This window comes from Pseudomonas sp. IT-P44, assembly GCF_949768225.1.
GTDB lineage: Bacteria > Pseudomonadota > Gammaproteobacteria > Pseudomonadales > Pseudomonadaceae > Aquipseudomonas > Aquipseudomonas migulae.
On sequence record NZ_CATKQM010000006.1, the window covers coordinates 82,823 to 105,477 of the forward strand.

The following is a 22,655-nucleotide window of genomic DNA, read 5'->3' on the forward strand; positions in this document are numbered from 1 at the left end:
GTGAATGGCGCCGCTCACGAGCGGCGCCTCAAGGTCACTCGATGATGTTGAAGTCGCTCAGGTACTCATCGGAGATTTCCAGGCCCAGGCCCGGCTTGTTGTCGTCGAGCTGGATGTAGCCGTTGACCGGTTGCGGCTCGCCCTTGAACACGTAGTAGAAGAGTTCGTTGCCGACCTCGACATCGAAGACCGGGAAGAACTCGGCCATCGGTGAGGCGGTGGTGGACATGGTCAGGTGATAGTTGTGCATCTGCCCCGCGTGCGGAATCACCGGCACCGACCAGGCTTCGGCCATGGCGTTGATCTTGCGCGCGGCGGTGATGCCGCCCACACGGTTGGTGTCGTACTGGATCACGTCGACGGCGCGGCGTTCCAGCAGGTCTTTGAAGCCGTAGGAGGTGAATTCGTGCTCGCCGCCGGAGATCGGCATGATCCCCATTTTTTTCAGCTCGATGTAGCCTTCGATGTCGTCGGCGATCACCGGCTCTTCGAGCCAGCGCGGTTCGAATTCGGCGAGTTTCGGCAACATGCGGCGTGCGTATTCCAGGGTCCAGCCCATGTAGCATTCGAGCATGATGTCGATGTCCGGGCCGGCCAGTTCACGCAGTGCGCGCACTTGTTCGATGTTTTTGCGCATGCCCGCCGGGCCATCTTTCGGGCCGTAGCCGAAACGCATTTTCAGCGCGGTGAACCCCTGGTTCAGATAGCCCTGGGCCTCTTCGAGGAACAGGTCGAGGTTGTCGTTGGCGTAGAGCTTGGAGGCGTAGGTCCAGATCTTTTCCTTGGTGCGGCCACCGAGCAACTTGAACACCGGTTTGTTGACCGCTTTGCCCATGATGTCCCAGATCGCGATGTCGATTGCCGAGATCGCCGCCATGCCGATGCCTTTACGGCCCCAGGCGTGGCTCTGGCGGTACATCTTCTGCCAGATGTATTCGTTGTCGAACGGGTCTTCACCAATCGCAATCGGCGCCAGGTAGGTGTCGATGATTTCCTTGGCAACGCGTGGCGCCAGGGCGCAGTTACCGATGCCGACGAGACCGGTGTCGGTCTCGACTTCCACCACCAGCCAGCCGTGGAAACGGAACGAACCCATGGCGTCGCCACGTTCGAACAGGATGTCGCTGGCGTTGGTGCAGAAGTGCGCTTGTGGTGGGACGACTTTGCCTTTCCACTCGAAAACGCGGGTACGGATTGCTTTGATTTTCATGAATTCAATTCCTTGCTAACGCTTGGGTAGTGATCAGCCAACCTGAGCCGGTGTGAGCTGCGAGGGGGATTTAGGGGTGTGGGTGCTGCGAAGTCGGGACAACAGGACGGCGCCGACAATGCCGACCAGGGCCAGGGCGAACATGCCGGCGCGGGGGTCGGCGAAGCTGGTTTCCATCACGGTTTTCAGGTTCGGTGCGACGAAGCCGCCGAGGTTGCCGATGGAGTTGATCAGGGCAATCCCGCCGGCTGCGGCGGCACCGCTGAGGTAGCTGGTGGGAATGGTCCAGAACAGTGGCTGCACCGAGACGAAACCGGCAGCGGCGAAACAGAAGGCGATGACCACCGGTACCATGCTGGTGCCCAGCGCCGAGGCGGCGATGCCGAGCGCGGCCATGGTCAGCATGCACACAGCGAGGCGACGATGTTGCCCGGTGCGGTCGGCGTAGCGAGTGACGAGACGGGTCACGACCAGGGCGCAGATCCACGGTATCGCGGTGATCAGGCCGACGTTGAGGCCGACGTGGCCGTCGAGCAGCCCGGCGATGCGCGTCGGCAGGTAAAACACCACGCCGTACACGCTCATCTGAATGGTGAAATACGCCAGGCAGAATTGCAGCACCCGAGGGTTGCGCAGCGCACTGAGAAAACCATGGGGGCTGCTGTCTTTTTTCTTCGCGTCTTCTTCGCTGAGCGCGGTTTGCAGCGCCTGCTTTTCATCGACGCTCAACCACGTGGCATCGGCCGGACGGTTGACCAGATAGAAGTACGCAGCGATGCCAACCACCGACGCCATCAGCCCTTCGACGACGAACAACCATTGCCAGTTGGTCAGGCCGAACACGCCGTGGAAGTCCAGCAACCAGCCCGACAGCGGGCTGCCCAGCACCAGCGCCAGGGGCAAGCCGAAATAGAACAGACCGAGCGCCTGGCCACGGCTTTGTGCCGGGAACCAGTAGGTGAGGTAAAGGATGATCCCAGGGAAGAAGCCGGCTTCGGCGACACCCAGCAGGAAGCGCAGGACGTAAAAGGTTTCGGCGTTGTGGGCGAACATCATTGCCGCCGACACCAGGCCCCAGGTGACCATGATCCGGCACAGCCAGACCTTCGCGCCGAGGCGGTGCAGCATGTAGTTGCTCGGCACTTCGAAGAACGCGTAGCCGATGAAGAAGATGCTCGCGCCGAACGCGAACGCGGCATCGCCCAAACCGGTGTCGGCCTGCAGCGCGGCCTTGGCGAAGCCGACGTTGGAGCGATCTATGAAGGCGAGGATGTACATCAGGATCAGAAACGGCAGCAGACGCAGCCGGCTTTTGGAGATGGCACTGGACAGAGCCAGGGCGAAATCTGGACGAGTCATGTGAAGGTTCCTTTGCTGCCGGTATGTGCCTTGCGGAAGTGACAAGGCGGGCTTTTTGTAGTTGTTGAATCGTGCGATCGAGGCGGCTCGGGTGGCCGGCTCTGGTCATTCGATGGAGCGACTTTAGCCAGCGCACAGGGCGGCGGATAATCACTTATGCACATCCATCGATAACCTGGGGTGATAGGTAAGTGCGGTTATTGCCTAGATCGAGTTATCAGGCGCCCCCCCAAAAACAACTGTGGGAGCGAGCCTGCTCGCGAAGGCGATCTGGCAGGCACATTGCGGTGACTGATAGAGCGCTATCGCGAGCAGGCTCGCTCCCACATGGGTTTTGAATGGATCACAACATCGCGCAACACCACCGGGCTTGCCCGCGATAGCGGTCTCACAGTCACTGCCAGCGTGTCTGTACTCCCGTCATCGCGGGGAATCCCCCACAGGAAAATGCGGCGGGTCAGTAGTGGTTGGTGCCCATGCGGCAGGCGATTTCGAACGCCTGGCGGATCGCGCCGGGGTTGGCTTTGCCTTGACCGGCGATATCAAACGCGGTGCCATGGGCCGGTGTGGTGATGGGGATCGGCAAGCCGCCCTGCACCGTCACCCCACGGGAGAAGCCCATCAACTTGATCGCGATCTGTCCCTGGTCGTGGTACATCGTCACCACCGCGTCAAAGGCGCTCGCATCGCCCTGCACCTTGAGGAAAATCGTGTCGCCCGGGTACGGACCTTCGGCCGCAATCCCCAACGCCTGCGCCGAACGTACGGCCGGGCCGATGATGTCCAGTTCTTCGCGACCGAACGAGCCGTTGTCGCCGTTGTGCGGGTTCAGACCGCACACGCCGATGCGCGGTTTCGCCAGGCCGTTGCGCTTGAGCGCGGTGTCGATCAGCTGGATCGCTTCCACCACCCGCGCTTGCGTCAGCATGCCCGGCACCTCGGCCAAGGCCACATGCGAGGTCACCCGCGACGTCCAGAGGTTGTCGAGCACGTTGAATTCGCAGAACGGCCCGTGGAAATCCAGCAGCTCGGCGAACCAGTGCAACTCGTCGTTGTGGGCCATGCCGGCCATGTGCAGCGAGGTCTTGTTCAGCGGCCCGAACAGCACCGCACCCGTGGTGCCGGCCTCGGTGAGGCGCAGGGCTTTTTCCAGAGTGTCGAGGCTGTAGCGGCCACCAATGACGCTGGCTTCACTGCGCGGGAATTCGCCGATGGTGTCGCCGCGAAAGTCATAGAACAACGGCGTGTCATCGACAAATGACAGCTGATCCAGCGACTCGACGCGACGGTACGGAAATTCCACCCCGGCGATGCGCATGCCGCGCCGCATTTCCGCCTCGTCGGCAATCAGGATCACGTTGGCCTGGCTGCGAACCTGAGGCTCCGCGAGCAGGCGTGCGATCAGTTCCGGGCCGATGCCCGCCGGGTCGCCCAGGACCATGGCGATGGTTGTCTTGCTCATGCTTCACTCCTCAATGGTTCGGGCCATGTACGGTCAATGGCGCTAGGCTCGCAGCGATAAACCCGCTGCGCGTTGCTGTAGAACAGGCGCTCCTGATCCGCCCATGGCAGGTCAGCAACGATGGATTTGAAACCGCTGTAGATGTCGTCGAACGAGCCGCACAGGCTGTCCACCGGAAAGTTGCTGGCGAACATCACGCGGTCGGTGCCGAACATGGCGATCACTTCGCGCACGATCCAGGCATTGTCTTTGGCGCGCCACGCCTGCCCTTTCAGGCCCAGGCCGGAAACCTTCACCTGTACGTTCGGCCATTCGGCCAGTCGTGCCATCGCCAGACGCCACCCCGCCAGGCCTTCGGCGCTGCGGTCATTGGGCAACCCGGCGTGGTTGAGAATCAGCGTGGTGCCGGGAAAGTCCCGGGCCAGCCGTTCGGCTTCGTAGAGGTTCCACCAGGGTGTCTGCAAATCGAAATGCAGCCCCAGCCCTTGCAGCGCGGCGTAACTGCGACGCCAGTGTTCATCGCTCATCAGGCTGCGCAGATGGCCCACCTGCGCCGTCGAAGTCGGGCCACCGGGTTTGTGGCGCACGCTGCGTACGCACTTGAAACTCGCCTGCTCGGTGAGCACCGCGATGGCGTCCGGATGATCGAGCCAGGCCTGCGCGACGATTGCATTCGGTACGCCGTAACGCGCCGCCAAACCTTCAATGAATCGGGTTTCGCCAATCGGATCTTGCGGGTCCCATTCGGTCTCGATGTACACCGTTTGCACGACGTTATGCGGCCCGGCATCGGCGAAGTAATCGTCGGGAAAATAGCGCCGCTTGATCGCGCTGTAGTCGCCGTAGCGAAACGGGATCCTGGCTTCAGGCGCGAGCCACGGATGGTGATTGATCGTCGGGTCCCAGAAGTGGTGATGGGCGTCGATGATCGGCCCCGTATACAACTCAGTCATGGCGCACCTCGTCGAGGCTGATGAACAGCGTGGCAAAAACGAAGACCGCCGAACACGCCGCAAAGAACCCCAGCACCGGCGCGAATCCACCGGCCATTTGCAGGATCACGCCGACCAGGATCGGCACCGCAATCCCGCCCGTGCTGCCGGCCATGTTCATCACGCCGCCGATCAGGCCGACCCGCGCCGGCGCCGCCAGCAATGCCGGGAAGCTCCAGTAGAGGCTGCCCCACATCAGGAAAAACGCAGTCATGGCCAACAACGCCACGGCGGCAAAAGGGTTAGTCAGGGTCGGCAACAACAGAAACGCGCCGAGGGCCACCAGACCGGAAAACGCCAGCAGGCTCTTGACCGCCACACCGCGACTGACGCCTTTGCGGATCAGCCCGTCGCAGAGGAAACCACCGGTCAACGAGCCAAGCGCACCGCAGACGAAAATCACGAACGTCGCCGCGCCAATGCCCTTGATATCGAAACCGCGAGCCTGCGCCAGATAACTCGGGCCCCAGGTCAGCAAGCCGAAATACACCATCGCCCAACTGGCGCGACCGATCAGCAAACCGCTCAGGGAACGCGCCGCGATGCCCAGGCCCTTGACCGGCACTCGCGCCGCTTCGGCTGCTGGCGTGGCGCGTCCGGCGTTGATCTTCTCGAGCTCTTCGGCATTCACTTGCGGGTGGCTGGCCGGGTCATCACGCAGATACCGCCGCGCCAGCCACGCCAGTACCAGCGTCGCGATACCGGCGATCACGAACGCCAGGCGCCATGAGTCCAGCGACGCGATCAGATAAGCAATGATTAGCCCGCCCAACGCCACGCCCAACGGACTGCCGCTGTCCATCAGCACCGCGCCGCGACTGCGCTCGCTTGGCGCCAGCCACAACGAAATCAGCTTGCCACCCGACGGGAACAACGGCGCCTCGGCGGCACCGAGTGCAACGCGGGCGAACAACAATGACAAGCCGCCCGTGGCAAATGCCGCCAACACTTGAAACGTCCCCCACAACCCGGTGGACCAACTGATGACCCGGTGCGGGCCGAAGCGGTCGATCATCCAGCCGCCGGGTATCTGCAACAGCGCATAGGCCCAGAAGAAGCTGCTGAGGATCAGGCCTTGCATGCTCGGCGACAGGGAAAACTCATGGGCGATGGTCGGCATCGCAATGGACAGCGACACCCGGTCGATGAGGTTGACCATGGTCAACGCGAAGATGATCGCGAAGATCCGCCAGCGCACATTGCTGGCCTTGGTGGTGCCGGTCAGCGGTGTGGCCGCTGCGGCGGGTTGGGCAACTGCGCCGGGCAATTGCAGGGAAGCACTGGGACGAGCCATGGTGCGTACCTCGAATTTATTATTTTTGTGAAGTTGCAAACACCGACCTTGTAGGAGCCGGCTTGCTGGCGATTGCGGTGTATCAGTCAACATTGATAGCGCCTGACCCACCGCAATCGCCAGCAAGCCGGCTCCTACAGTGATGGAGGTGCATCAATCGATATTGATGGCGCCTGACATTCCGCTATCGCCGGCAAGCCGGCTCCTACAGGGTTCGCGTTTTGCCGCGTTTTCACGGCATTGGTGAGCACTATCGAAGGCTCACTGATAACCGTCTAATCAAAACTTGAAATAAGGCGATAGCCTCGGGTTATGTCATGCCCTGCTTTCAGGGGGCTTTCAATGAATAAGGCCTGCACACACTTTCCACTCAAACTGCTCTGGCGCAAGGCCTGCGGCGATCATCACGATTTTTCCCCTCCCGAGCTATAACCCCAGGCTATCGGTGTATGTATTGTTTTGACTAGACGCGACGCCTGCGGCTTCCCACACTCGGGCCAGGCTTGCAGCTTTACCGCTCAGACAAGTCACTCATAACAACTACAAAAACGAGGCCCTTCCATGCGAAATGCATTCGTCCGTCGCACATCCCGTCTGTTTCTTGGCTGCACGCTGGTCGCCACCGGCGCCCTTCCCGCTCTCGCTCATGCAGCCTGGCAACCAGACAAGAACGTCGAAATCGTCGTCGCTGGCGGTCCCGGTGGCGGCACTGACCAGCTCGGCCGTTTGATCCAGTCGATCATCACCACCCACAAGCTGCTCGACGTGAATACCATCGTCCTCAACAAGGGCGGCGGCAATGGCGCCGAAGCTTTCCTCGACCTGAAAATGAACAAGGGCGATCCAGAAAAACTGGTGATCGGCACCAACAACATCTACCTCTTGCCGCTGGTGTCCAAGCTCGGCTACCAATGGCAGGAACTGACCCCCATCGCCGCCGTGGCCGAGGACGACTTCATTCTCTGGAGCTACAAAGACGCACCGTGGAAGGACGCCAAGGGCTTCTACGAAGCGGTCAAGGCTGACCCGTCGAACCTGCGCATGGGCGGCAGCCAATCCAAGGACGTGGACCAGACCCTCACCCTGCTGTTGAACCAGACCACAAACAGCAAACTGGTGTACATCCCGTTCAAGAGCGGCAGCGAAGCCGCGACCCAACTGGCCGGCAAACACATCGCCGCCAACGTCAACAACCCCAGCGAAAGCATCAGCCAATGGCGCGGTGATCAGGTCGAGCCGCTGTGCGTGTTCAGTAAAGAACGCATGAGCTACACCGAGAAAGTCGCCGGCGACAAATCCTGGGCCGACGTGCCGACCTGTCACGAGCAGGGCTTGGGCATCGATCAGTACCGCTTCCCGCGCACCGTGTTCATGCCCGGCGAAGTCACCGCCGAGCAACGGGCGTTCTATGTCGAGCTGATGCGCAAAGTCACCGAAACCCCGGAGTTCAAGGCCTACGTCAAACAGAACGCACTGGTGCCCACCTTCCTCGAAGGCGAGCCGCTGACCGCCTACATTGAGAAAGACACCGCCCGCGTCACCCCGGTGTTCAAAGAAGCCGGCTGGCTGAAAAACTGAGTTGCCGACGGCCGTCCGCCTGCGCACGGCCGTCACCTCTGGAGGTGTCTTCATGTCCCATTCTTCGGATTCACCGGCACTGGTCGGTACCCGCTGGGTCGAACTCGGCCTGACCGTCTTCACCGCGCTGATCGGCGTGGTGGTGATGTTCGGCAGTGTCGAACAAGGTATCGGCTGGGGCGATTCCGGCCCCGAGCCGGGTTACTTCCCCTTCTACATCGGCCTGATGCTCAGCGCCGCCAGTGTGGCCAACGGCGTGTTGACCCTGGTGCGCTGGCACGCCCTGAGCATTGCATTCGTCAGCCGCAGTGCGTTCAGGCAAGTGTTGTCGGTGTTCATCCCGATTGCGCTGTTCGTGGGCGCCATGCCGTTCACCGGCATCTACGTGGCGTCGGCCTGCTTCATCGCCTGGTTCATGTGGCGTGACAAGGTCCGCGCCAAGCCTTACGGCAAACTGATGATCGGCAGCGTGTCCCTTGGCGCGGTGCTGGCCAGCTACCTGATTTTCGCGCTGTGGTTCAAGGTCCCGCTGGATGCCGGCCCGATGGGCGACTGGATTGCCCTGGCCGGGAGAAATTTCAAATGAGCGAGTTCGATTCCCTGCTGCAAGGCATGAACCTGATCCTGACCCCGGGCCACATCGGCCTGATGGTGATCGGCGTGCTGCTGGGCATTCTGGTCGGCGTACTGCCCGGCCTCGGTGCCCCCAACGGCGTGGCATTGTTGCTGCCGCTGACGTTCACCATGTCGCCGGTGTCGGCGATCATTCTGCTGTCGTGCATGTATTGGGGTGCGCTGTTCGGCGGCTCGATCACCTCGATCCTGTTCAACATCCCCGGCGAGCCCTCATCGGTGGCGACGACCTTCGACGGCTACCCGATGGCCCGCGAAGGTCGCGCCGCCGAAGCCCTCACCGCCGCCTTCAGTTCGGCACTGATCGGTGCACTGGCCGGCGTGTTGTTGCTGACCTTCCTGTCGACCAAGATCGCTGCCTTCGCCATGTCGTTCAGTTCACCGGAGTTCTTCGCGGTGTACCTGTTGGCGTTCTGCACCTTCATCGGCATGAGCAAGAACCCGCCGCTGAAAACCGTGGTGGCGATGATGATCGGTTTCGCCATGGCGGCGGTCGGCATGGACACCGTATCCGGCAACCTGCGCCTGACCTTCGACCAGCCGATCCTGATGACGGGCATCAGCTTCGAAGTGGCGGTGATCGGCCTGTTCGGCATCGGTGAAATCCTTTGCACGGTCGAGGAAGGCCTGGTGTTTCGCGGCGAGCATGCGCGCATTACACCGATGGTGATTCTGCGTACCTGGGCCAAGTTGCCGCGTTACTGGTGGACGATTGTGCGCAGCACGCTGGTTGGTTGCTGGATGGGCATCACGCCCGGCGGCCCTACGGCGGCTTCGTTCATGAGCTACAGCCTGGCGCGGCGCTTCTCGAAGAATCGCGAGAACTTCGGCAAGGGTGAACTCGAAGGCGTGATCGCTCCGGAAACCGCTGACCACGCCGCCGGCACCAGCGCCCTGCTGCCGATGCTGACCTTGGGCATTCCCGGTTCCGCTACGGCAGCGGTGATGCTCGGTGGCTTGATGATCTGGGGCTTGCACCCTGGCCCGACGTTGTTCGTCGAGCAGCACGATTTTGTCTGGGGGCTTATCGCGAGCATGTACCTGGGCAACGTGGTGAGCCTGATCGTGGTGCTGGCTACCGTGCCGCTGTTCGCTTCGATCCTGCGCATTCCGTTCTCGATCATTGCGCCGATCATCATCATGGTCTGCGCCATCGGTGCCTACTCGGTGCACAACTCGTTCTTCGACGTGGTGCTGATGCTGGGCTTCGGCGCGCTGGGTTACTTGTTCAAGAAACTCGGTTACCCGATTGCGCCGCTGGTGTTGGCGGCAGTGCTGGGCGACAAGGCTGAGGACGCGTTCCGTCAATCGATGCTGTTTTCTGACGGCCACTTGGGGATTTTCTGGTCCAACCCGCTGGTGGGCAGCCTGACCACGGCGGCGCTGCTGATGCTGTTCTGGCCGCTGATTTCCAAAGGGTTGAGCAGCCTGATGGGCCTGCGCAAACCCCACGTCGCCAAGACCAAATCGGTGCTGTGACACAGCAATGCTGGCAACGCCTGACATTTGTTGTCAGGCTTGCCGCAGTCTTTTTCGCGAGCGCGGCCCATGACCCGAATTCCTGATGCCAATGTGATCCACAGTCGACTGCGTCTGCGCCAATTGCGGTTGATGCTGGCGTTGCAGGAACTCGGCTCGCTACGCCGCGCCGCCGACCACATCGGCATGACCCAACCGGCGGCGACCAAGATGTTGCACGAGGCTGAGGACTTGCTCGGCGTAGAACTCTTCGAACGTCTGCCTCGGGGCATGCGTTCCACCCCGTTCGGGGAGACCGTCATCTACTACGCGCGCATGGTGTTTGCCGAACTCAGCGGCATGCGTGAAGAACTGGTTGCGCTTGAATCCGGCAACCTCGGGCGAGTCGCCGTCGGGGCGATTCCGGCGTTGGCCTCGGGGTTGCTGACCCGCACCATCGCCACCTTGAAGAAAAGCCATCCTCGGTTGTCGATGAGCATTCAGGTCGACACCAGTGATGTACTGGTGCAGGCACTGTTGCAGGATCAGCTCGACATTGTGCTGGGGCGGATTCCGGCGGGTGCGCGGGCCGAAGAATTGCTGTTCGATAGTTTGGGTGAAGAGGAGCTGTGCGTGATTGCCGGTGCGCAGAATCCATTGGCTCGGGAGAAGAACCTGAGCTGGGCGGAATTGCAGAACATGACGTGGGTGTTGCAACAGCAACCGAGCCCGATGCGCGCGATCATCAATCAGGTGTTTCACAATGCGCGGGTCGACATTCCCAGCAGCATCGTCGAGACCACGTCGATCATGACCTTGCTGTCGTTGATCCAGCAGACCGACATGCTCGGCGTCACGCCGGTGTCGGTGGTCGAGGATTATCCGGGGCGTGATTTGCTGGCGGTGTTGCCGATCAAGTTTGAAGCGCGGTTGCCGCCGTATGGGTTGATTACCCGGCGTCATCGTATTCAGTCTTCGGCGATGCAGGCGTTTATGAATTCGGTGCGGGCTGAGCATGCGTTGAGTAAGTAGGCCTTTGGGTATGCGTATATATCCGTTGCTTCGGTAACGGCGGCTATTGGTTTCGCCCTTACGGCGAGTCACTTGGAAGAGCCCCAAGTAACCAAGGGCTCTTGCCCCTTTCGTTCGGTGCCTCGCCTAGGCTCGGCATGCCCTCGCTCCGGTCCTGCTCCGTGGGCCCGCCGCCATCGGCCATCCCTGGCCGGGGGCGGCTAACCCGGCATCCATGCCGGGTTGCCCACTGCGCAGAACCTCCACTCGGCCTCTCGAGGGGGCGACTACCGCCACAGCCGCCGAGGCGGCCTGAAAGCCGGCCTGGCTCTTTTGATGTCCGCGTTGTCCTTCTCTGATGCGTTCACTCATTCCGGACATTGGCACCGCTCCCCTGTAGGAGCCGGCTTGCTAGCGATAGCGTCTGTCCAGCCAATACATACGTGACTGATCCACCGCTATCGCCGGCAAGCCAGCTCCTACAGTTGATCGTATTTATCCAAACACATACGCATTTCCCTTGTAGGAGCCAGCTTGCTGGCGATAGCGTCCGTCCAGCCAATAAATAGGTTGACCGACCCACCGCCATCGCCAGCAAGCCGGCTCCTACAGGGAATCCCGTACGCTTTTGATTTCCACCACTCATCAGGCCGAGCGTTAGCTCGCCTTCCGCTTTTGATCTGAACGCCCCCTCGAGAGGCCGAGCGCAGGTTCTGCGCAGTGGGCAACCCGGCATGGATGCCGGGTTAGCCGCCCCCGGCCATGGATGGCCGATGGCGGCGGGCCCACGGAGCAGGACCGGAGCGAGGGCATGCCGAGCCTAGGCGAGGCACCGAACGAAAGGGGCAAGAGCCCTTGGTTACTTGGGGCTCTTCCAAGTGACTCGCTGTAAAAGCGAAACCGCCAGCCGCCATCACAAAAAAAACGGATATGCCCCCCCAACCGCTCTACCGCGCCTGACGAAACACCACCCCCAGACCAACAATAATCAGCACCATCCCCACCATGCTCAACACCGCAAGTTGGTTGCCGAAAAACAGATAATCCATCACCGCCGTCACCGCCGGCACCAGATAGAACAGACTGGTGACATTCACCAGATTGCCCCGGGCGATCAGCCGATACAGCAACAACGTCGCCAACACCGACACCACCAGCCCCATCCACAACACCGGCACGATAAAACCGCTGCTGCGTTCAAAGTGAAAGGGCTGGAACGGCACGAAAATCCCGCACAACAACAGCCCCGCCAGATACTGCACCGGCAGCGTACCGAGGGGATTATCGGTAATGCGTTTCTGCATGATCGAACCGAACGTCATACTCGCCAACGCCAGCAAACCGAAAAACATCCCGGCCAGCGACATGCCGGCCAGACCAATGCCCTGATACACCACCATGATCAATCCGGCCAAACCCAGCATCAAACCGAACACCCGGTTCGCTGAGCGCTGGCGCTCCATGATCACCACCGTGAGGATGGGCTGCACACCCATGATCGTGGCCATCACGCCCGGCGTGACCTTCAGGTCCAGGGCCAGCAGATAGAAAATCTGATAAGCGCCCAGCAACACCACGCCGGTGGCCATCGCATACAGCATCGGCTTGCCACCCTTGGGCAGTTTCAGCTTGAGCAATGGCACCAGCAGCACCAATCCACAAAGCGCGATGGCGAAACGAATCAGCAAAAAAGCGAAGGGCGACGCGTGGGCCAGGCCCCATTTGGAGAAGATCGCCCCGCTGCTCCACAGCAAAACGAACAGGCTCGTGGACGCCGCCGCGAGCGCGGATTTTTTCGAAAGGACAAACATGAATACCACCTGTAGTCAGGCATAAAAAGCCAACTCAGCCGAAGCTGAAATCCAGTAGTTTTTCAGGCGAACGCTTTTAGAAGGGCAAGGGAACAGCAGGGAAAGCTGATCAGCCCGAAACGCCAACGCCCGGCGGTGATACGACTGCGTACACCGGCGTGCTACGGACAGGTGGGGGGTAATGACTGATCTGCGCAGGCTGCTGATCCCCGCACGGCACGACGCCAGCGTGGACCGCTGAATCGACTACCGCGTTGATGAGGGATGCAGGCATGGGCTGATCTTTTTTGATGGGATGGACGGTGAACGGAAATCACCGAGCGCCGACTATAACCAGCGCTCGACATGGATTGCAATGACTTGGACAAAGGGCCAGTAGATACAGCGTTAGACCTGCTGCTTACTCTGAGGGAAAGGAAATCGCCCACTGAGGGGGACAGGGAATGCAAGAGATCAAATGCCAAGGGAACGGACGCATCTTCGGTATCAATTGTATAAATCGAGAGCTAGAAAACTGGCCACCGCCAGCACCGCCGAGCTGCAAGAGAACAAGGAACGGTTTGGCCCTACCGTACTTGATTTATCGAAGGTGCGATTTGAACCTATCGACGCACAAGCATTGAGTGCCTGGGAGCGCTGGGATGATTTTCATTTTTCATGGCATGACGTTGTTGGATGGAAAGCGAAGGAGCCTTTGGCGCTGGATTTATCCATCTGGTTCGATAAACAACTGTGTGGACTCTGCTTCGCAAATCCAAACAAAAGTCGGCAACGAATTCGCATCGTCCGACTGGAGGGACGGCCAAGAGAGGCTCATCCCCTTAAAAAACGCATTGCTACATTGTCCATAATGGTCATTCAGCACTACGCCACAATTATAGGAAGCAGGTTCATCGAAGTTCAGGAGCCCATGAAAGGGGCGATTCCTATTTATCAACAACATGGCTTCTATTTCGATACTGAACGGCGGCTTGTCAAAGCGGTGGAAAGCCAAGTATCGTAAAAAACTGCTTAATAAATGATCAATAGTGGAGGACAAAATGGGTAAATCCAGTAAGAAATCCCCTACAAAAAATCGCTTACCCGCACTGGAAAGGAAAAAGATTGCTCTAGTGCTCACGGATAGTCAGCGACGCCTTCTGGAAATACTTGCGACAGGCATCGAAGGCGAAGAACCTGACGTGCTCGCCGGGCGCCGGTGAAATCCTGGGCAAAAAAAACCGCTCTAAGCGAGCGGTCTTTCTGTAATCGACATCAACCAAACAACCAATACCCCAACAACGTCAACACCACCACCGCGAGCACCGGTCGCAGCACACGGTAGGCTTTAGGATTGCGCCGCTTCCACTGCTTGACCACTCCGCTGACTTTGTCGCTGGAGTTCTTGCTCCAGGCGTAGGCCCGGTTTATCCCGCCGACACGCTCGTCATCGAGGTTCTGCGGCGCAGTGGCGCGACCGAGCAGGCTGCTGATCCAGCGGTTGATGCGGGTCATGATACGGTTGCTCAACGGACGTTCGATGTCGCAGAACAGAATGACCCGGGTCTTCTCGGTTTCGTTCTTGACCCAGTGCACATAGGTTTCGTCGAACATCACGTCTTCGCCATCACGCCAGGCGTAAACCTGACCGTCGACGAAGATGCGGCAATCATCGGAATTCGGCGTCGACAACCCCAGGTGATAACGCAGGGAACCGGCAAACGGATCGCGGTGCGGGTTGAGATGGCTGCCACCCGGCAGCAAGGCGAACATGGCGCCTTTGACGTTGGGAATGCTGCTGACCAGGGCCACTGTTTTCGGGCACAGTGTTTCGGCCGATGGCAGGGGTTTGTCGTACCACTTGAGGTAGAAACGCTTCCAGCCTTTCTTGAAGAACGAGCCAAAACCGGCGTCGTTGTTTTTCTCGGCGGCGCGAATGTAACCCTCATCGAACAGGTGCATGGCTTCGTCGCGGATCACTTCCCAATTGTCCTTGAGCACATCAAGTTCCGGGAACTTGCTGCGATCCAGATAGGGTTTGGATGGCACGCTGGAGAACAGGTACATCAAGGCGTTGTAAGGTGCGAACAAAGCGGAGTGGTTGACGAACTGACGCAAGACCGGCAATCGCGCCTTGCCGCGCAAGTGCACATAGAGGGTGCTGCCGAGGAACAGCAGCAACAGCGATGCCTTCGCGGCAATGGTAAAGGTCATCTACAACTCCTTGAGAATTAGCAACTCTGCACTACGCCATTTACCCGACGTGGCAGTCGGCCATGATAAACACTACCGGCCTCGGGAAAAACCCGCTTTCCTCAACATTCACTGTTAAAGATTGTGCAACAACGCACTTCTTAACATATGTCTCCTGAACGGGGGCTGACCTGGATCAGCCCACTTGTCGGGATCAAAATCGAAACATCACTGCTTTGATTTGTTCACGATTACTGCTGATTCTCCTGCTCGGTAAACAGATCGCTGAACAGCATGCTCGACAGGTAACGCTCACCGGAGTCCGGCAGAATCACCACGATGGTCTTGCCCTGCATTTCCGGCGTTTCAGCCAAGCGCACGGCCACTGCCATGGCCGCACCGCAAGAGATGCCGCACAAAATCCCCTCCTCCTGCATCAAGCGCAAAGCCATCGCCTTGGATTCGTCATCGGTGACCAACTCGACCCGGTCCACCATCGACAGATCGAGGTTCTTCGGCACAAAGCCGGCACCGATGCCCTGGATCTTGTGAGGGCTAGGCTTGATCTCTTCACCGGCCAGCGCTTGCGTGATCACCGGAGACACCACGGGCTCCACCGCCACCGAGAGAATCGGTTTGCCCTGGGTATTCTTGATATACCGCGAAACCCCCGTAATGGTTCCGCCCGTTCCGACGCCGGCCACCAGCACATCAACGGCACCGTCGGTGTCGTTCCAGATTTCCGGACCAGTGGTTTTCTCGTGAATGGCCGGGTTGGCCGGGTTTTCGAATTGCGCCGGCATGAAGTAGAGGGACGGGTCGCTGGCAACCATTTCAGTGGCCTTTTCGATCGCACCTTTCATGCCTTTGGCCGGCTCGGTCAGCACCAGTTCGGCGCCCAACGCCTTGAGCACTTTGCGCCGTTCGATGCTCATGGACGCCGGCATGGTCAGCACCAACTTGTAGCCCCGTGCGGCGGCGACAAACGCCAGGCCAATGCCGGTGTTGCCGGAGGTCGGTTCGACGATGGTCATGCCAGGCTTTAGTTTGCCGGTGCTTTCGGCGTCCCAGATCATGTTCGCGCCAATCCGGCACTTCACCGAGTAACCAGGGTTGCGCCCCTCGATCTTGGCCAGGATGGTCACGCCACGCGGCGCAATGCGGTTGATCTGCACCAGCGGCGTATTGCCGATGGAATGGGCGTTGTCAGCAAAGATACGGCTCATGGCTGGGTCCTTATGCAGCGTTGAATTAGCCCTCCACGGTATGCCTGTTGCCCGTGGTCGTCCAGTCAGTCGAACGTCCGGCCCGCACAGCAGTCAATCGCATTACACCGCCAGAGATTTGCCGCCATGAAGCGTCGATACAGTTGGCCTCTGTGGACCCTCGCCGGCCTCCTCATGTTGCTGTTTGCCCTGCACATCGCCCTGCCCTATCTGGTGCGTGACTACCTGAACGAACGATTGGCGAATATGGGTGACTATCGCGGGCAGATCACCGACGTGGACCTGGCCCTGTGGCGCGGCGCCTACAAAATCAACGGGCTGAAAGTCGTCAAGATCGAAGGCAAGGTCCCGGTGCCTTTCGTCAATGCGCCGCTGATCGATCTTTCCGTCAGTTGGCACTCGCTCTGGTACGACCACGCGGTCGTGGCCAAGGCGCAGTTCGTCAAACCCGAAGTGAACTTCGTCGACGGCGGCGCCAACAAGAAAAACTCCCAGACCGGTGAAGGCACCGATTGGCGGGCACAATTGGAGAAATTGCTACCGATCACCCTGAACGAAGTGCGGATCAGCGACGGCAAGATCAGCTTCCGGAACTTCAATTCCAGGCCCCCCGTGAACATGAACGCCACCCAGGTCAACGCCAGCATTTACAACCTGACCAACGTCGTCGACAAGGAAGGCAAGCGCGACGCACGGTTCGATGGCAAAGCGCTGCTGCTGGGGCACGCGCCACTGGAAACCAGCGCGACCTTCGATCCGCTGAGCGACTTCGAGGATTTCCAGTTCCGCCTACGCGCCACGGGCATCGAACTCAAACGCATGAACGACTTCGCCTCGGCCTACGGCAAGTTCGATTTCAATGCCGGGCATGGTGATGTAGTGATTGAAGCGCAAGCGAAAAAAGCCCAATTGACTGGCTACATCAAGCCACTGCTCAAAGACGTCGATGTGTTCAACTGGCAACAGGACGTCGAGAACAAGGACAAAGGGCTGTTCCGCTCCATTTGGGAGGCCATTGTCGGTGGCTCCGAAACCGTGCTGAAAAATCAGGGCAAGAACCAGTTTGCAACGCGCGTTGAATTGAGTGGCAGCGTTCACCGGCAAGATATCAGCGCGTTCCACGCGTTTTTGCAGATTTTACGTAACGGTTTTGTCCAGGCCTTCAATGCCCAGTATGAACGGCCGAAGCCGGAGGCCGGTTAGGGTTTGCGTGTAACGGTGTAACGGCCGGTTTCTTCAGCCGCCCGCGCCGGATCTCGCAGCTGCAGAAAATCCCACCCCAGACAGGCCAGCGCCAATGACCGGGACACGGCTTCACGGCCACTGCTGTAGCGCGTGATGCTGCGGGCACTCACCCCCAAAGCCTCGGCGGCCTGATTGAGCGGCAACCCGGTACGCGCACGCCAGTCGATGAAGATCCGGGTGTTTTCATCCGCTGCGTTTTGCGCGAGTGCATCCAGATAAACAGTGTCTGCGCCGATCTGGATATCCTGCTCAGGCCATTCGACGCACCAGCCATCATCGCCCAGGGTTGCACTGGCGAAAGCTCCCGCCTCCAGCAACGGTTGCAACCCAGGATAGGTACGCAGGTCACGGCTCAAATCGAGCGTCAATTGCTGACCATCGATAAATGTCAGCGCCAAACGGTAATCCGGCAACGCCTGCACGGCAGACAACCGTGGTCGTTTCATGGGTAACATCGTTTCAACTCTTGAAAAACCTCCGCAAGCTATCGCCAAAATGGCGATAGCTCAATACTGGCCAGCCGCCGAGACTGAGTCAAGATGTGACGCCCCATTCAGAGACTGAATAAGCCGTCTGCGTTCACAGTCGACCGGGCAGCGCGTTATAGTCGGGCACTACAATTATTGCGCCCCGCCCTGCCCTGTCAGGTCGGCGTTACCGTTCGAGGATTAGCAGATGAAGTTCGAAGGCACCCAGGCCTACGTCGCCACCGATGACTTGAAGCTGGCGGTCAACGCCGCCATCACCCTGGAGCGTCCGCTGCTGGTCAAGGGCGAGCCGGGCACCGGCAAGACCATGCTGGCCGAGCAACTGGCCGAGTCTTTCGGCGCCAAGCTGATCACCTGGCACATCAAATCCACGACCAAGGCGCATCAGGGCCTGTACGAGTACGACGCGGTCAGCCGCCTGCGCGATTCGCAGCTGGGCACGGAAAAGGTCCACGACGTTCGCAACTACCTGAAAAAGGGCAAGCTCTGGGAGGCTTTCGAGTCCGAAGAGCGGGTGATTCTGCTGATCGACGAAATCGACAAGGCCGACATCGAGTTCCCGAACGACCTGCTGCAAGAACTCGACAAGATGGAGTTCTACGTTTACGAGATCGACGAGACCATCAAGGCCAAGAAGCGTCCGATCATCATCATTACCTCCAACAACGAGAAAGAGCTGCCGGACGCGTTCCTGCGCCGCTGCTTCTTCCACTACATCGCGTTCCCGGATCGCGTCACGCTGCAGAAAATCGTCGACGTGCACTACCCGGACATCAAGAAGGATCTGGTCAGCGAAGCGCTGGACGTGTTCTTCGACGTGCGCAAGGTGCCGGGCCTGAAGAAGAAGCCATCGACCTCCGAACTGGTGGACTGGCTGAAGCTGCTGATGGCCGACAACATCGGCGAAGCGGTGCTGCGCGAACGCGATCCGACCAAGGCCATTCCGCCGCTGGCCGGTGCCTTGGTGAAGAACGAACAGGACGTGCAATTGCTTGAGCGCCTGGCGTTCATGAGTCGTCGCGGTACTCGCTAAGCTCTGATTAAGTAGGGGCAAACGCCATGCTGCTCAACCTGTTCAATGAAATGCGCGCAGCCAAGGTGCCCGTCTCGGTGCGCGAGCTGCTGGACCTGATCAACGCGCTGAAACAGCGCGTGACCTTCGCCGACATGGACGAGTTCTACTACTTGTCCCGGGCGATTCTGGTGAAGGACGAAAAGCATTTCGACAAGTTCGACCGAGCGTTCGGTGCTTACTTCAATGGCCTGGAAAAACTCGACGATCACCTTCAGGCCCTGATTCCTGAAGACTGGTTGCGCAAGGAATTCGAGCGTTCGCTGACCGACGAAGAGCGGGCGGCGATCCAGTCCCTTGGTGGCCTGGACAAGCTGATCGAAGAATTCAAGAAACGCCTGGAAGAACAGAAAGAACGCCACGCCGGTGGCAACAAGTGGATCGGCACCGGTGGCACCAGCCCGTTCGGTTCCGGCGGCTTCAACCCGGAAGGCATTCGGGTCGGCGATGCCGGCAAGCGCCAGGGCAAGGCGGTCAAGGTCTGGGATCAGCGCGAGTACAAGAACCTCGACGATTCGGTGGAACTGGGCACGCGCAACATCAAGGTCGCCCTGCGCCGGCTGCGCAAATTCGCCCGTCAGGGTGCGGCCGAAGAACTGGACATCGATGGCACCATCGACCACACCGCCAAAGATGCCGGGCTGCTGAGTATCCAGATGCGGCCGGAGCGGCGTAACACCGTCAAGCTGTTGCTGCTGTTCGACATCGGCGGTTCGATGGATGCGCACGTGAAGATCTGCGAGGAGTTGTTTTCGGCCTGCAAGACCGAGTTCAAACACCTGGAGTACTTCTACTTCCACAACTTCATTTATGAATCGGTGTGGAAGAACAACATGCGCCGCACCTCCGAGCGCACGTCGACCCAGGACCTGCTGCACAAGTACGGCGCCGACTACAAAGTGATCTTCATCGGTGACGCGGCGATGGCGCCTTATGAGATCACCCAGGCCGGCGGCAGCGTCGAGCACTGGAACGAAGAAGCCGGTTACGTGTGGATGCAGCGGTTCAAGGAGAAGTACAAGAAGCTCATCTGGATCAACCCGTATCCGAAAGATACGTGGGGCTATACGTCGTCGACCAATATCGTTCGGGATTTGATTGATGACCAGATGTACCCGCTGACGTTGCGGGGGCTTGAGGAAGGGATGCGGTTTCTTTCCAAGTAGAAATTCATCGCTTGTAAGGGCCTCTTCGCGGGCAAGCCTCGCTCCTACAGGATTGGTGCATGCCGAAACCTGTAGGAGCGAGGCTTGCCCGCGAAGCTTTTAGCTGTTCAAAAACCGCCGCAAATACTCAACCTGCTCCCGATGCGCGACATCCTGCACCACCGGCCGCAACCGTACCGTCGCCCCCGGCAGACACTGCGCCAGCCGCGCCAGGGCCAACGGCGTCAACGCCCCCAGTCGCGGATAACCACCAATGGTCTGCCGATCATTGAGCAGCACAATCGGCTGCCCGTCCGGCGGCACCTGTACCGCGCCGAGCGGAATACCTTCGGAGATCATCGGTTTGCCCTGGTACTGCAACGCTGTTCCCAGCAAGCGAATACCCATGCGGTCGGCACGACTGTCGAGGGTCCAGGTGCTGTTGAACGCATCGAACAAGCTCTGGCCGCTGAACTCGCCGATCTGCGCGCCGAGTACCACGTCCAGTGGCAAATCGGATTTGAAGTCCGGTACTTGTTCGCGAGGTAACTCGCGCATCAGCAATGGCGCTTCAGCCGAATAGCTCAGCGACGCACCTTTGGCCAACGCCCGCCCCATGCCGTCCAGCCCACCCAGCTCCTCACGCACCACCGTCGCGCTGCTGCCCAACACCTTCGGCGCATCAAAACCACCCGGCGCCGCGAGATAAGCCCGCGCCCCCAGGAATGGCTGAGTGAACTGCAAACGCTGACCTTTGCGCAGCTTGAAACTGCGCCACGGCGCCAGCGCCTGACCGTCCAGCTGTGCGCCAAGGTCCGCCCCGGCCAGCGCGAGCAAGCAATCCTCTTCAGCAACAACGCTGAACCCGCCGAGGGTGATTTCGATCACCGGTGCATCCAGCGCATTGCCCAGCAGCCAGTTGGCCCAGGACATCGAGCGCCAATCCAGCCCGCCGCCCTGGGTCACGCCCAGATGCCGCACGCCAAAACGGCCGGCGTCCTGCAACAGGCACAACGGTGTGCTCGCTTCAATCGATAGCCGGCTCATGCCTGCGCCTCCAGTGGCGTGTCGTCACCGCCCAGGTTGATGAACTCGGCGTGGCTGACCGCTTGAAAACGCACGGTGTCGCCCGGTTGCATCAGGCTGTAGCCATCGCGTTCGCGGTCGAACAGTTTGGCCGGGGTGCGGCCGATCAGGTTCCAGCCGCCGGGGGACACCACCGGGTAGGCAGCGGTTTGCCGTTCGGCGATCCCGACACTGCCGGCCGCGACTTTTTTGCGCGGCGTATTCAGGCGCGGTGCGGCGAGGACCTCTTCCACCAACCCCATAAAGGCAAAACCCGGCGCGAAGCCCAAGGCGAACACCTGGTACTCACGGTCACTGTGGCGGCGGATCACCTCCTCCACGGCCAGCCCGCTGCGCTGAGACAACAGACGCAATTCCGGACCGACGCTCACGTCATACCAGACCGGCAGCACATGACATTTGCCCCCGGTGCGGGTGTTGGGCGACAAATCGATCAGTGCTTCGGCGATCAATTCCCGCGCCTGCGCCGGACTCAATTCGGTCAGATCGTAATGCACCATCAACGTCGTATACGACGGCACCAGATCGATCAGATGCGCACCAAACGCCGCACGCAGGTTTTCGCTGGCAGCGAGCATCCACGGCATGTTGGCTTCGGCGATCTCATCGAACAGCCGCACCATCAGGCAATCCAGCGCTACCACTTCCACCCGAAGTTTCATGGCGCACTCTGCTGATCGAGGGCTTCGCGAATGCGCCGCACGGCCGCCACGGAACTGGCATTGTCACCGTGTACGCACAGGGTGTTGGCCTGCAAATGCAAGGCACTGCCGTCGCTGGCGGTCAGGTTGTCGCCACGGGCGATGGTCAGTGCCTGTTCGATGATTTTTTCCGGATCGTGATGCACCGCACCCGGCAGTTGCCGCGAAACCAGCATGCCGGCGCTGTCGTAGGCACGATCGGCGAACGCTTCGAACCACAGCGTCACGCCGTACTCATCACCCAATCGCTGTGCGGCGCTGTTGTCGCGGGTGGCCATCAGCATCAGCGGCAACGTCTTGTCATAAGACGCCACGGCCTGCAGGACTGCGCGCAATTGCGCCGGGTTGGCCATCATGTCGTTGTACATCGCGCCGTGGGGTTTGACGTAGCTGACGCGCCCGCCCTGCGCCCGGCAGAGGCCGTCGAGGGCGCCGATCTGGTAGTGCAGAATGTCCTGAAGTTCCTGGGCGGTATACGCCATGGAGCGACGGCCGAACCCGACCAGATCCTGATAGGCCGGATGGGCGCCGATCTGCACGCCGTTGCTCAGGGCCAGGCTGACGGTCTTGCGCATGATGCTCGGGTCGCCGGCATGGAAACCGCAGGCGATGTTGGCGCAATCAATGAAGGGCATGACCTCGGCGTCCAGACCCATGGTCCAGTTGCCGAAGCTCTCGCCGATGTCGCAGTTCAATAGCAGGCGGCTCACGG

21 protein-coding genes are annotated in these 22,655 nt (G+C 60.0%); 9 read left to right on the forward strand and 12 right to left on the reverse strand.

Going from position 1 to position 22,655, the window contains the following annotated elements; translation table 11 throughout:
* Positions 1-34: 34 nt before the first annotated feature.
* From ACM6IO_RS02680 to ACM6IO_RS02700, 5 genes are all read right to left on the reverse strand, one after another.
* Positions 35-1,210: an L-rhamnonate dehydratase gene (locus tag ACM6IO_RS02680; RefSeq protein WP_008043480.1), complete on the reverse strand. Its 1,176-nt coding sequence runs from the start codon at positions 1,208-1,210 to the stop codon at positions 35-37.
* A 33-nt stretch (positions 1,211-1,243) separates the two neighbouring features.
* Positions 1,244-2,569: an MFS transporter gene (locus ACM6IO_RS02685; RefSeq protein ID WP_008043481.1), complete on the reverse strand. Its 1,326-nt coding sequence runs from the start codon at positions 2,567-2,569 to the stop codon at positions 1,244-1,246.
* 457 nt (positions 2,570-3,026) lie between these two features.
* Positions 3,027-4,031: a 4-hydroxythreonine-4-phosphate dehydrogenase PdxA gene (locus ACM6IO_RS02690; RefSeq protein WP_008029054.1), complete on the reverse strand. Its 1,005-nt coding sequence runs from the start codon at positions 4,029-4,031 to the stop codon at positions 3,027-3,029.
* Positions 4,028-4,984 (reverse strand): amidohydrolase family protein, encoded by a 957-nt coding sequence (locus tag ACM6IO_RS02695; protein ID WP_223449577.1) that lies wholly within the window; start codon positions 4,982-4,984, stop codon positions 4,028-4,030. Before ACM6IO_RS02695 ends, ACM6IO_RS02690 begins: the two co-directional genes overlap by 4 nt.
* Positions 4,977-6,317: an MFS transporter gene (locus ACM6IO_RS02700; protein ID WP_223556711.1), complete on the reverse strand. Its 1,341-nt coding sequence runs from the start codon at positions 6,315-6,317 to the stop codon at positions 4,977-4,979. The genes ACM6IO_RS02695 and ACM6IO_RS02700 overlap by 8 nt, the downstream gene beginning before the upstream one ends.
* A gap of 561 nt (positions 6,318-6,878) precedes the next feature.
* On the opposite strand from ACM6IO_RS02700, the gene ACM6IO_RS02705 reads away from it, so the two are divergent.
* The 4 genes from ACM6IO_RS02705 (at position 6,879) to ACM6IO_RS02720 (ending at position 11,018) form a co-directional block, all read left to right on the forward strand.
* A complete protein-coding gene (locus tag ACM6IO_RS02705) occupies positions 6,879-7,895 on the forward strand; it encodes a Bug family tripartite tricarboxylate transporter substrate binding protein (protein ID WP_192225920.1) in 1,017 nt (338 codons plus the stop codon).
* A 52-nt stretch (positions 7,896-7,947) separates the two neighbouring features.
* Complete coding sequence (locus tag ACM6IO_RS02710) at positions 7,948-8,481, forward strand: tripartite tricarboxylate transporter TctB family protein (protein WP_414910862.1); 534 nt, start codon at positions 7,948-7,950, stop codon at positions 8,479-8,481.
* Positions 8,478-10,007 carry a tripartite tricarboxylate transporter permease gene (locus ACM6IO_RS02715; RefSeq protein ID WP_192225918.1) on the forward strand — a complete coding sequence of 510 codons (1,530 nt, stop codon included), beginning with the start codon at positions 8,478-8,480 and terminating at the stop codon, positions 10,005-10,007. The genes ACM6IO_RS02710 and ACM6IO_RS02715 overlap by 4 nt, the downstream gene beginning before the upstream one ends.
* A 69-nt stretch (positions 10,008-10,076) precedes the next feature.
* Positions 10,077-11,018: a LysR family transcriptional regulator gene (locus ACM6IO_RS02720; RefSeq protein ID WP_008029067.1), complete on the forward strand. Its 942-nt coding sequence runs from the start codon at positions 10,077-10,079 to the stop codon at positions 11,016-11,018.
* 926 nt (positions 11,019-11,944) lie between these two features.
* Here ACM6IO_RS02720 and ACM6IO_RS02725 read toward each other — a convergent pair.
* Complete coding sequence (locus ACM6IO_RS02725; protein WP_008044889.1) at positions 11,945-12,808, reverse strand: DMT family transporter; 864 nt, start codon at positions 12,806-12,808, stop codon at positions 11,945-11,947.
* A 457-nt stretch (positions 12,809-13,265) separates the two neighbouring features.
* On the opposite strand from ACM6IO_RS02725, the gene ACM6IO_RS02730 reads away from it, so the two are divergent.
* Complete coding sequence (locus tag ACM6IO_RS02730; protein ID WP_414910863.1) at positions 13,266-13,811, forward strand: hypothetical protein; 546 nt, start codon at positions 13,266-13,268, stop codon at positions 13,809-13,811.
* Between the two features lie 37 nt (positions 13,812-13,848).
* Entirely contained in the window at positions 13,849-14,010 is a 162-nt protein-coding gene (locus ACM6IO_RS02735) for a hypothetical protein (protein ID WP_192228715.1), read from the forward strand.
* Between the two features lie 52 nt (positions 14,011-14,062).
* Here the strand turns inward: ACM6IO_RS02735 and ACM6IO_RS02740 are convergent, their stop codons facing one another.
* Positions 14,063-15,001, reverse strand: a complete 939-nt coding sequence (locus ACM6IO_RS02740; RefSeq protein ID WP_223553611.1) for an aspartyl/asparaginyl beta-hydroxylase domain-containing protein — start codon at positions 14,999-15,001, stop codon at positions 14,063-14,065.
* Positions 15,002-15,231: 230 nt separating this feature from the next.
* Positions 15,232-16,206 (reverse strand): cysteine synthase A, encoded by a 975-nt coding sequence (cysK, locus tag ACM6IO_RS02745; RefSeq protein WP_008044885.1) that lies wholly within the window; start codon positions 16,204-16,206, stop codon positions 15,232-15,234.
* Between the two features lie 126 nt (positions 16,207-16,332).
* Between cysK and ACM6IO_RS02750 the strand changes: the two genes are divergently transcribed.
* The gene (locus ACM6IO_RS02750) at positions 16,333-17,409 is read left to right on the forward strand and encodes a DUF748 domain-containing protein (protein WP_223481893.1); all 1,077 of its coding nucleotides are present in this window, start codon (positions 16,333-16,335) and stop codon (positions 17,407-17,409) included.
* Here the strand turns inward: ACM6IO_RS02750 and ACM6IO_RS02755 are convergent.
* Positions 17,406-17,906, reverse strand: coding sequence for a DUF2442 domain-containing protein (locus ACM6IO_RS02755; protein ID WP_414910864.1), 501 nt, complete (start codon positions 17,904-17,906; stop codon positions 17,406-17,408). The genes ACM6IO_RS02750 and ACM6IO_RS02755 overlap by 4 nt on opposite strands.
* A 220-nt stretch (positions 17,907-18,126) precedes the next feature.
* Here ACM6IO_RS02755 and ACM6IO_RS02760 point away from each other — a divergent pair, with 220 nt between their 5' ends.
* Complete coding sequence (locus ACM6IO_RS02760; RefSeq protein WP_008035065.1) at positions 18,127-18,972, forward strand: AAA family ATPase; 846 nt, start codon at positions 18,127-18,129, stop codon at positions 18,970-18,972.
* Between the two features lie 26 nt (positions 18,973-18,998).
* On the forward strand, positions 18,999-20,177 hold the full coding sequence (locus ACM6IO_RS02765) for a vWA domain-containing protein (RefSeq protein WP_008035063.1): 1,179 nt from the start codon (positions 18,999-19,001) through the stop codon (positions 20,175-20,177).
* 99 nt (positions 20,178-20,276) lie between these two features.
* Here the strand turns inward: ACM6IO_RS02765 and ACM6IO_RS02770 are convergent, their stop codons facing one another.
* The 3 genes from ACM6IO_RS02770 to ACM6IO_RS02780 are packed head-to-tail and all read right to left on the reverse strand — an operon-like array spanning position 20,277 to position 22,653.
* Positions 20,277-21,203: a biotin-dependent carboxyltransferase family protein gene (locus ACM6IO_RS02770; RefSeq protein ID WP_414910865.1), complete on the reverse strand. Its 927-nt coding sequence runs from the start codon at positions 21,201-21,203 to the stop codon at positions 20,277-20,279.
* Positions 21,200-21,904 (reverse strand): 5-oxoprolinase subunit PxpB, encoded by a 705-nt coding sequence (gene pxpB / locus ACM6IO_RS02775; protein WP_414910866.1) that lies wholly within the window; start codon positions 21,902-21,904, stop codon positions 21,200-21,202. The genes ACM6IO_RS02770 and pxpB overlap by 4 nt, the downstream gene beginning before the upstream one ends.
* Positions 21,901-22,653 carry a 5-oxoprolinase subunit PxpA gene (locus ACM6IO_RS02780; RefSeq protein ID WP_008035059.1) on the reverse strand — a complete coding sequence of 251 codons (753 nt, stop codon included), beginning with the start codon at positions 22,651-22,653 and terminating at the stop codon, positions 21,901-21,903. Before ACM6IO_RS02780 ends, pxpB begins: the two co-directional genes overlap by 4 nt.
* Positions 22,654-22,655: the final 2 nt, after the last annotated feature.

Excerpts from the sequence above, each read along its gene's own strand:
- ACM6IO_RS02690 (WP_008029054.1), bottom strand. The coding sequence starts at position 4,031 with ATGAGCAAGACAACCATCGCCATGGTCCTGGGCGACCCGGCGGGCATC.
- ACM6IO_RS02720 (WP_008029067.1), top strand. The coding sequence starts at position 10,077 with ATGACCCGAATTCCTGATGCCAATGTGATCCACAGTCGACTGCGTCTG.
- ACM6IO_RS02770 (WP_414910865.1), bottom strand. The coding sequence starts at position 21,203 with ATGAGCCGGCTATCGATTGAAGCGAGCACACCGTTGTGCCTGTTGCAG.
- ACM6IO_RS02740 (WP_223553611.1), bottom strand. The coding sequence starts at position 15,001 with ATGACCTTTACCATTGCCGCGAAGGCATCGCTGTTGCTGCTGTTCCTC.
- ACM6IO_RS02700 (WP_223556711.1), bottom strand. The coding sequence starts at position 6,317 with ATGGCTCGTCCCAGTGCTTCCCTGCAATTGCCCGGCGCAGTTGCCCAA.
- ACM6IO_RS02765 (WP_008035063.1), top strand. The coding sequence starts at position 18,999 with ATGCTGCTCAACCTGTTCAATGAAATGCGCGCAGCCAAGGTGCCCGTC.
- ACM6IO_RS02715 (WP_192225918.1), top strand. The coding sequence starts at position 8,478 with ATGAGCGAGTTCGATTCCCTGCTGCAAGGCATGAACCTGATCCTGACC.
- ACM6IO_RS02725 (WP_008044889.1), bottom strand. The coding sequence starts at position 12,808 with ATGTTTGTCCTTTCGAAAAAATCCGCGCTCGCGGCGGCGTCCACGAGC.
- ACM6IO_RS02755 (WP_414910864.1), bottom strand. The coding sequence starts at position 17,906 with ATGTTACCCATGAAACGACCACGGTTGTCTGCCGTGCAGGCGTTGCCG.
- cysK (WP_008044885.1), bottom strand. The coding sequence starts at position 16,206 with ATGAGCCGTATCTTTGCTGACAACGCCCATTCCATCGGCAATACGCCG.
- ACM6IO_RS02680 (WP_008043480.1), bottom strand. The coding sequence starts at position 1,210 with ATGAAAATCAAAGCAATCCGTACCCGCGTTTTCGAGTGGAAAGGCAAA.
- ACM6IO_RS02710 (WP_414910862.1), top strand. The coding sequence starts at position 7,948 with ATGTCCCATTCTTCGGATTCACCGGCACTGGTCGGTACCCGCTGGGTC.
- ACM6IO_RS02730 (WP_414910863.1), top strand. The coding sequence starts at position 13,266 with ATGCCAAGGGAACGGACGCATCTTCGGTATCAATTGTATAAATCGAGA.
- ACM6IO_RS02735 (WP_192228715.1), top strand. The coding sequence starts at position 13,849 with ATGGGTAAATCCAGTAAGAAATCCCCTACAAAAAATCGCTTACCCGCA.
- ACM6IO_RS02685 (WP_008043481.1), bottom strand. The coding sequence starts at position 2,569 with ATGACTCGTCCAGATTTCGCCCTGGCTCTGTCCAGTGCCATCTCCAAA.
- pxpB (WP_414910866.1), bottom strand. The coding sequence starts at position 21,904 with ATGAAACTTCGGGTGGAAGTGGTAGCGCTGGATTGCCTGATGGTGCGG.
- ACM6IO_RS02695 (WP_223449577.1), bottom strand. The coding sequence starts at position 4,984 with ATGACTGAGTTGTATACGGGGCCGATCATCGACGCCCATCACCACTTC.
- ACM6IO_RS02750 (WP_223481893.1), top strand. The coding sequence starts at position 16,333 with ATGAAGCGTCGATACAGTTGGCCTCTGTGGACCCTCGCCGGCCTCCTC.
- ACM6IO_RS02705 (WP_192225920.1), top strand. The coding sequence starts at position 6,879 with ATGCGAAATGCATTCGTCCGTCGCACATCCCGTCTGTTTCTTGGCTGC.
- ACM6IO_RS02760 (WP_008035065.1), top strand. The coding sequence starts at position 18,127 with ATGAAGTTCGAAGGCACCCAGGCCTACGTCGCCACCGATGACTTGAAG.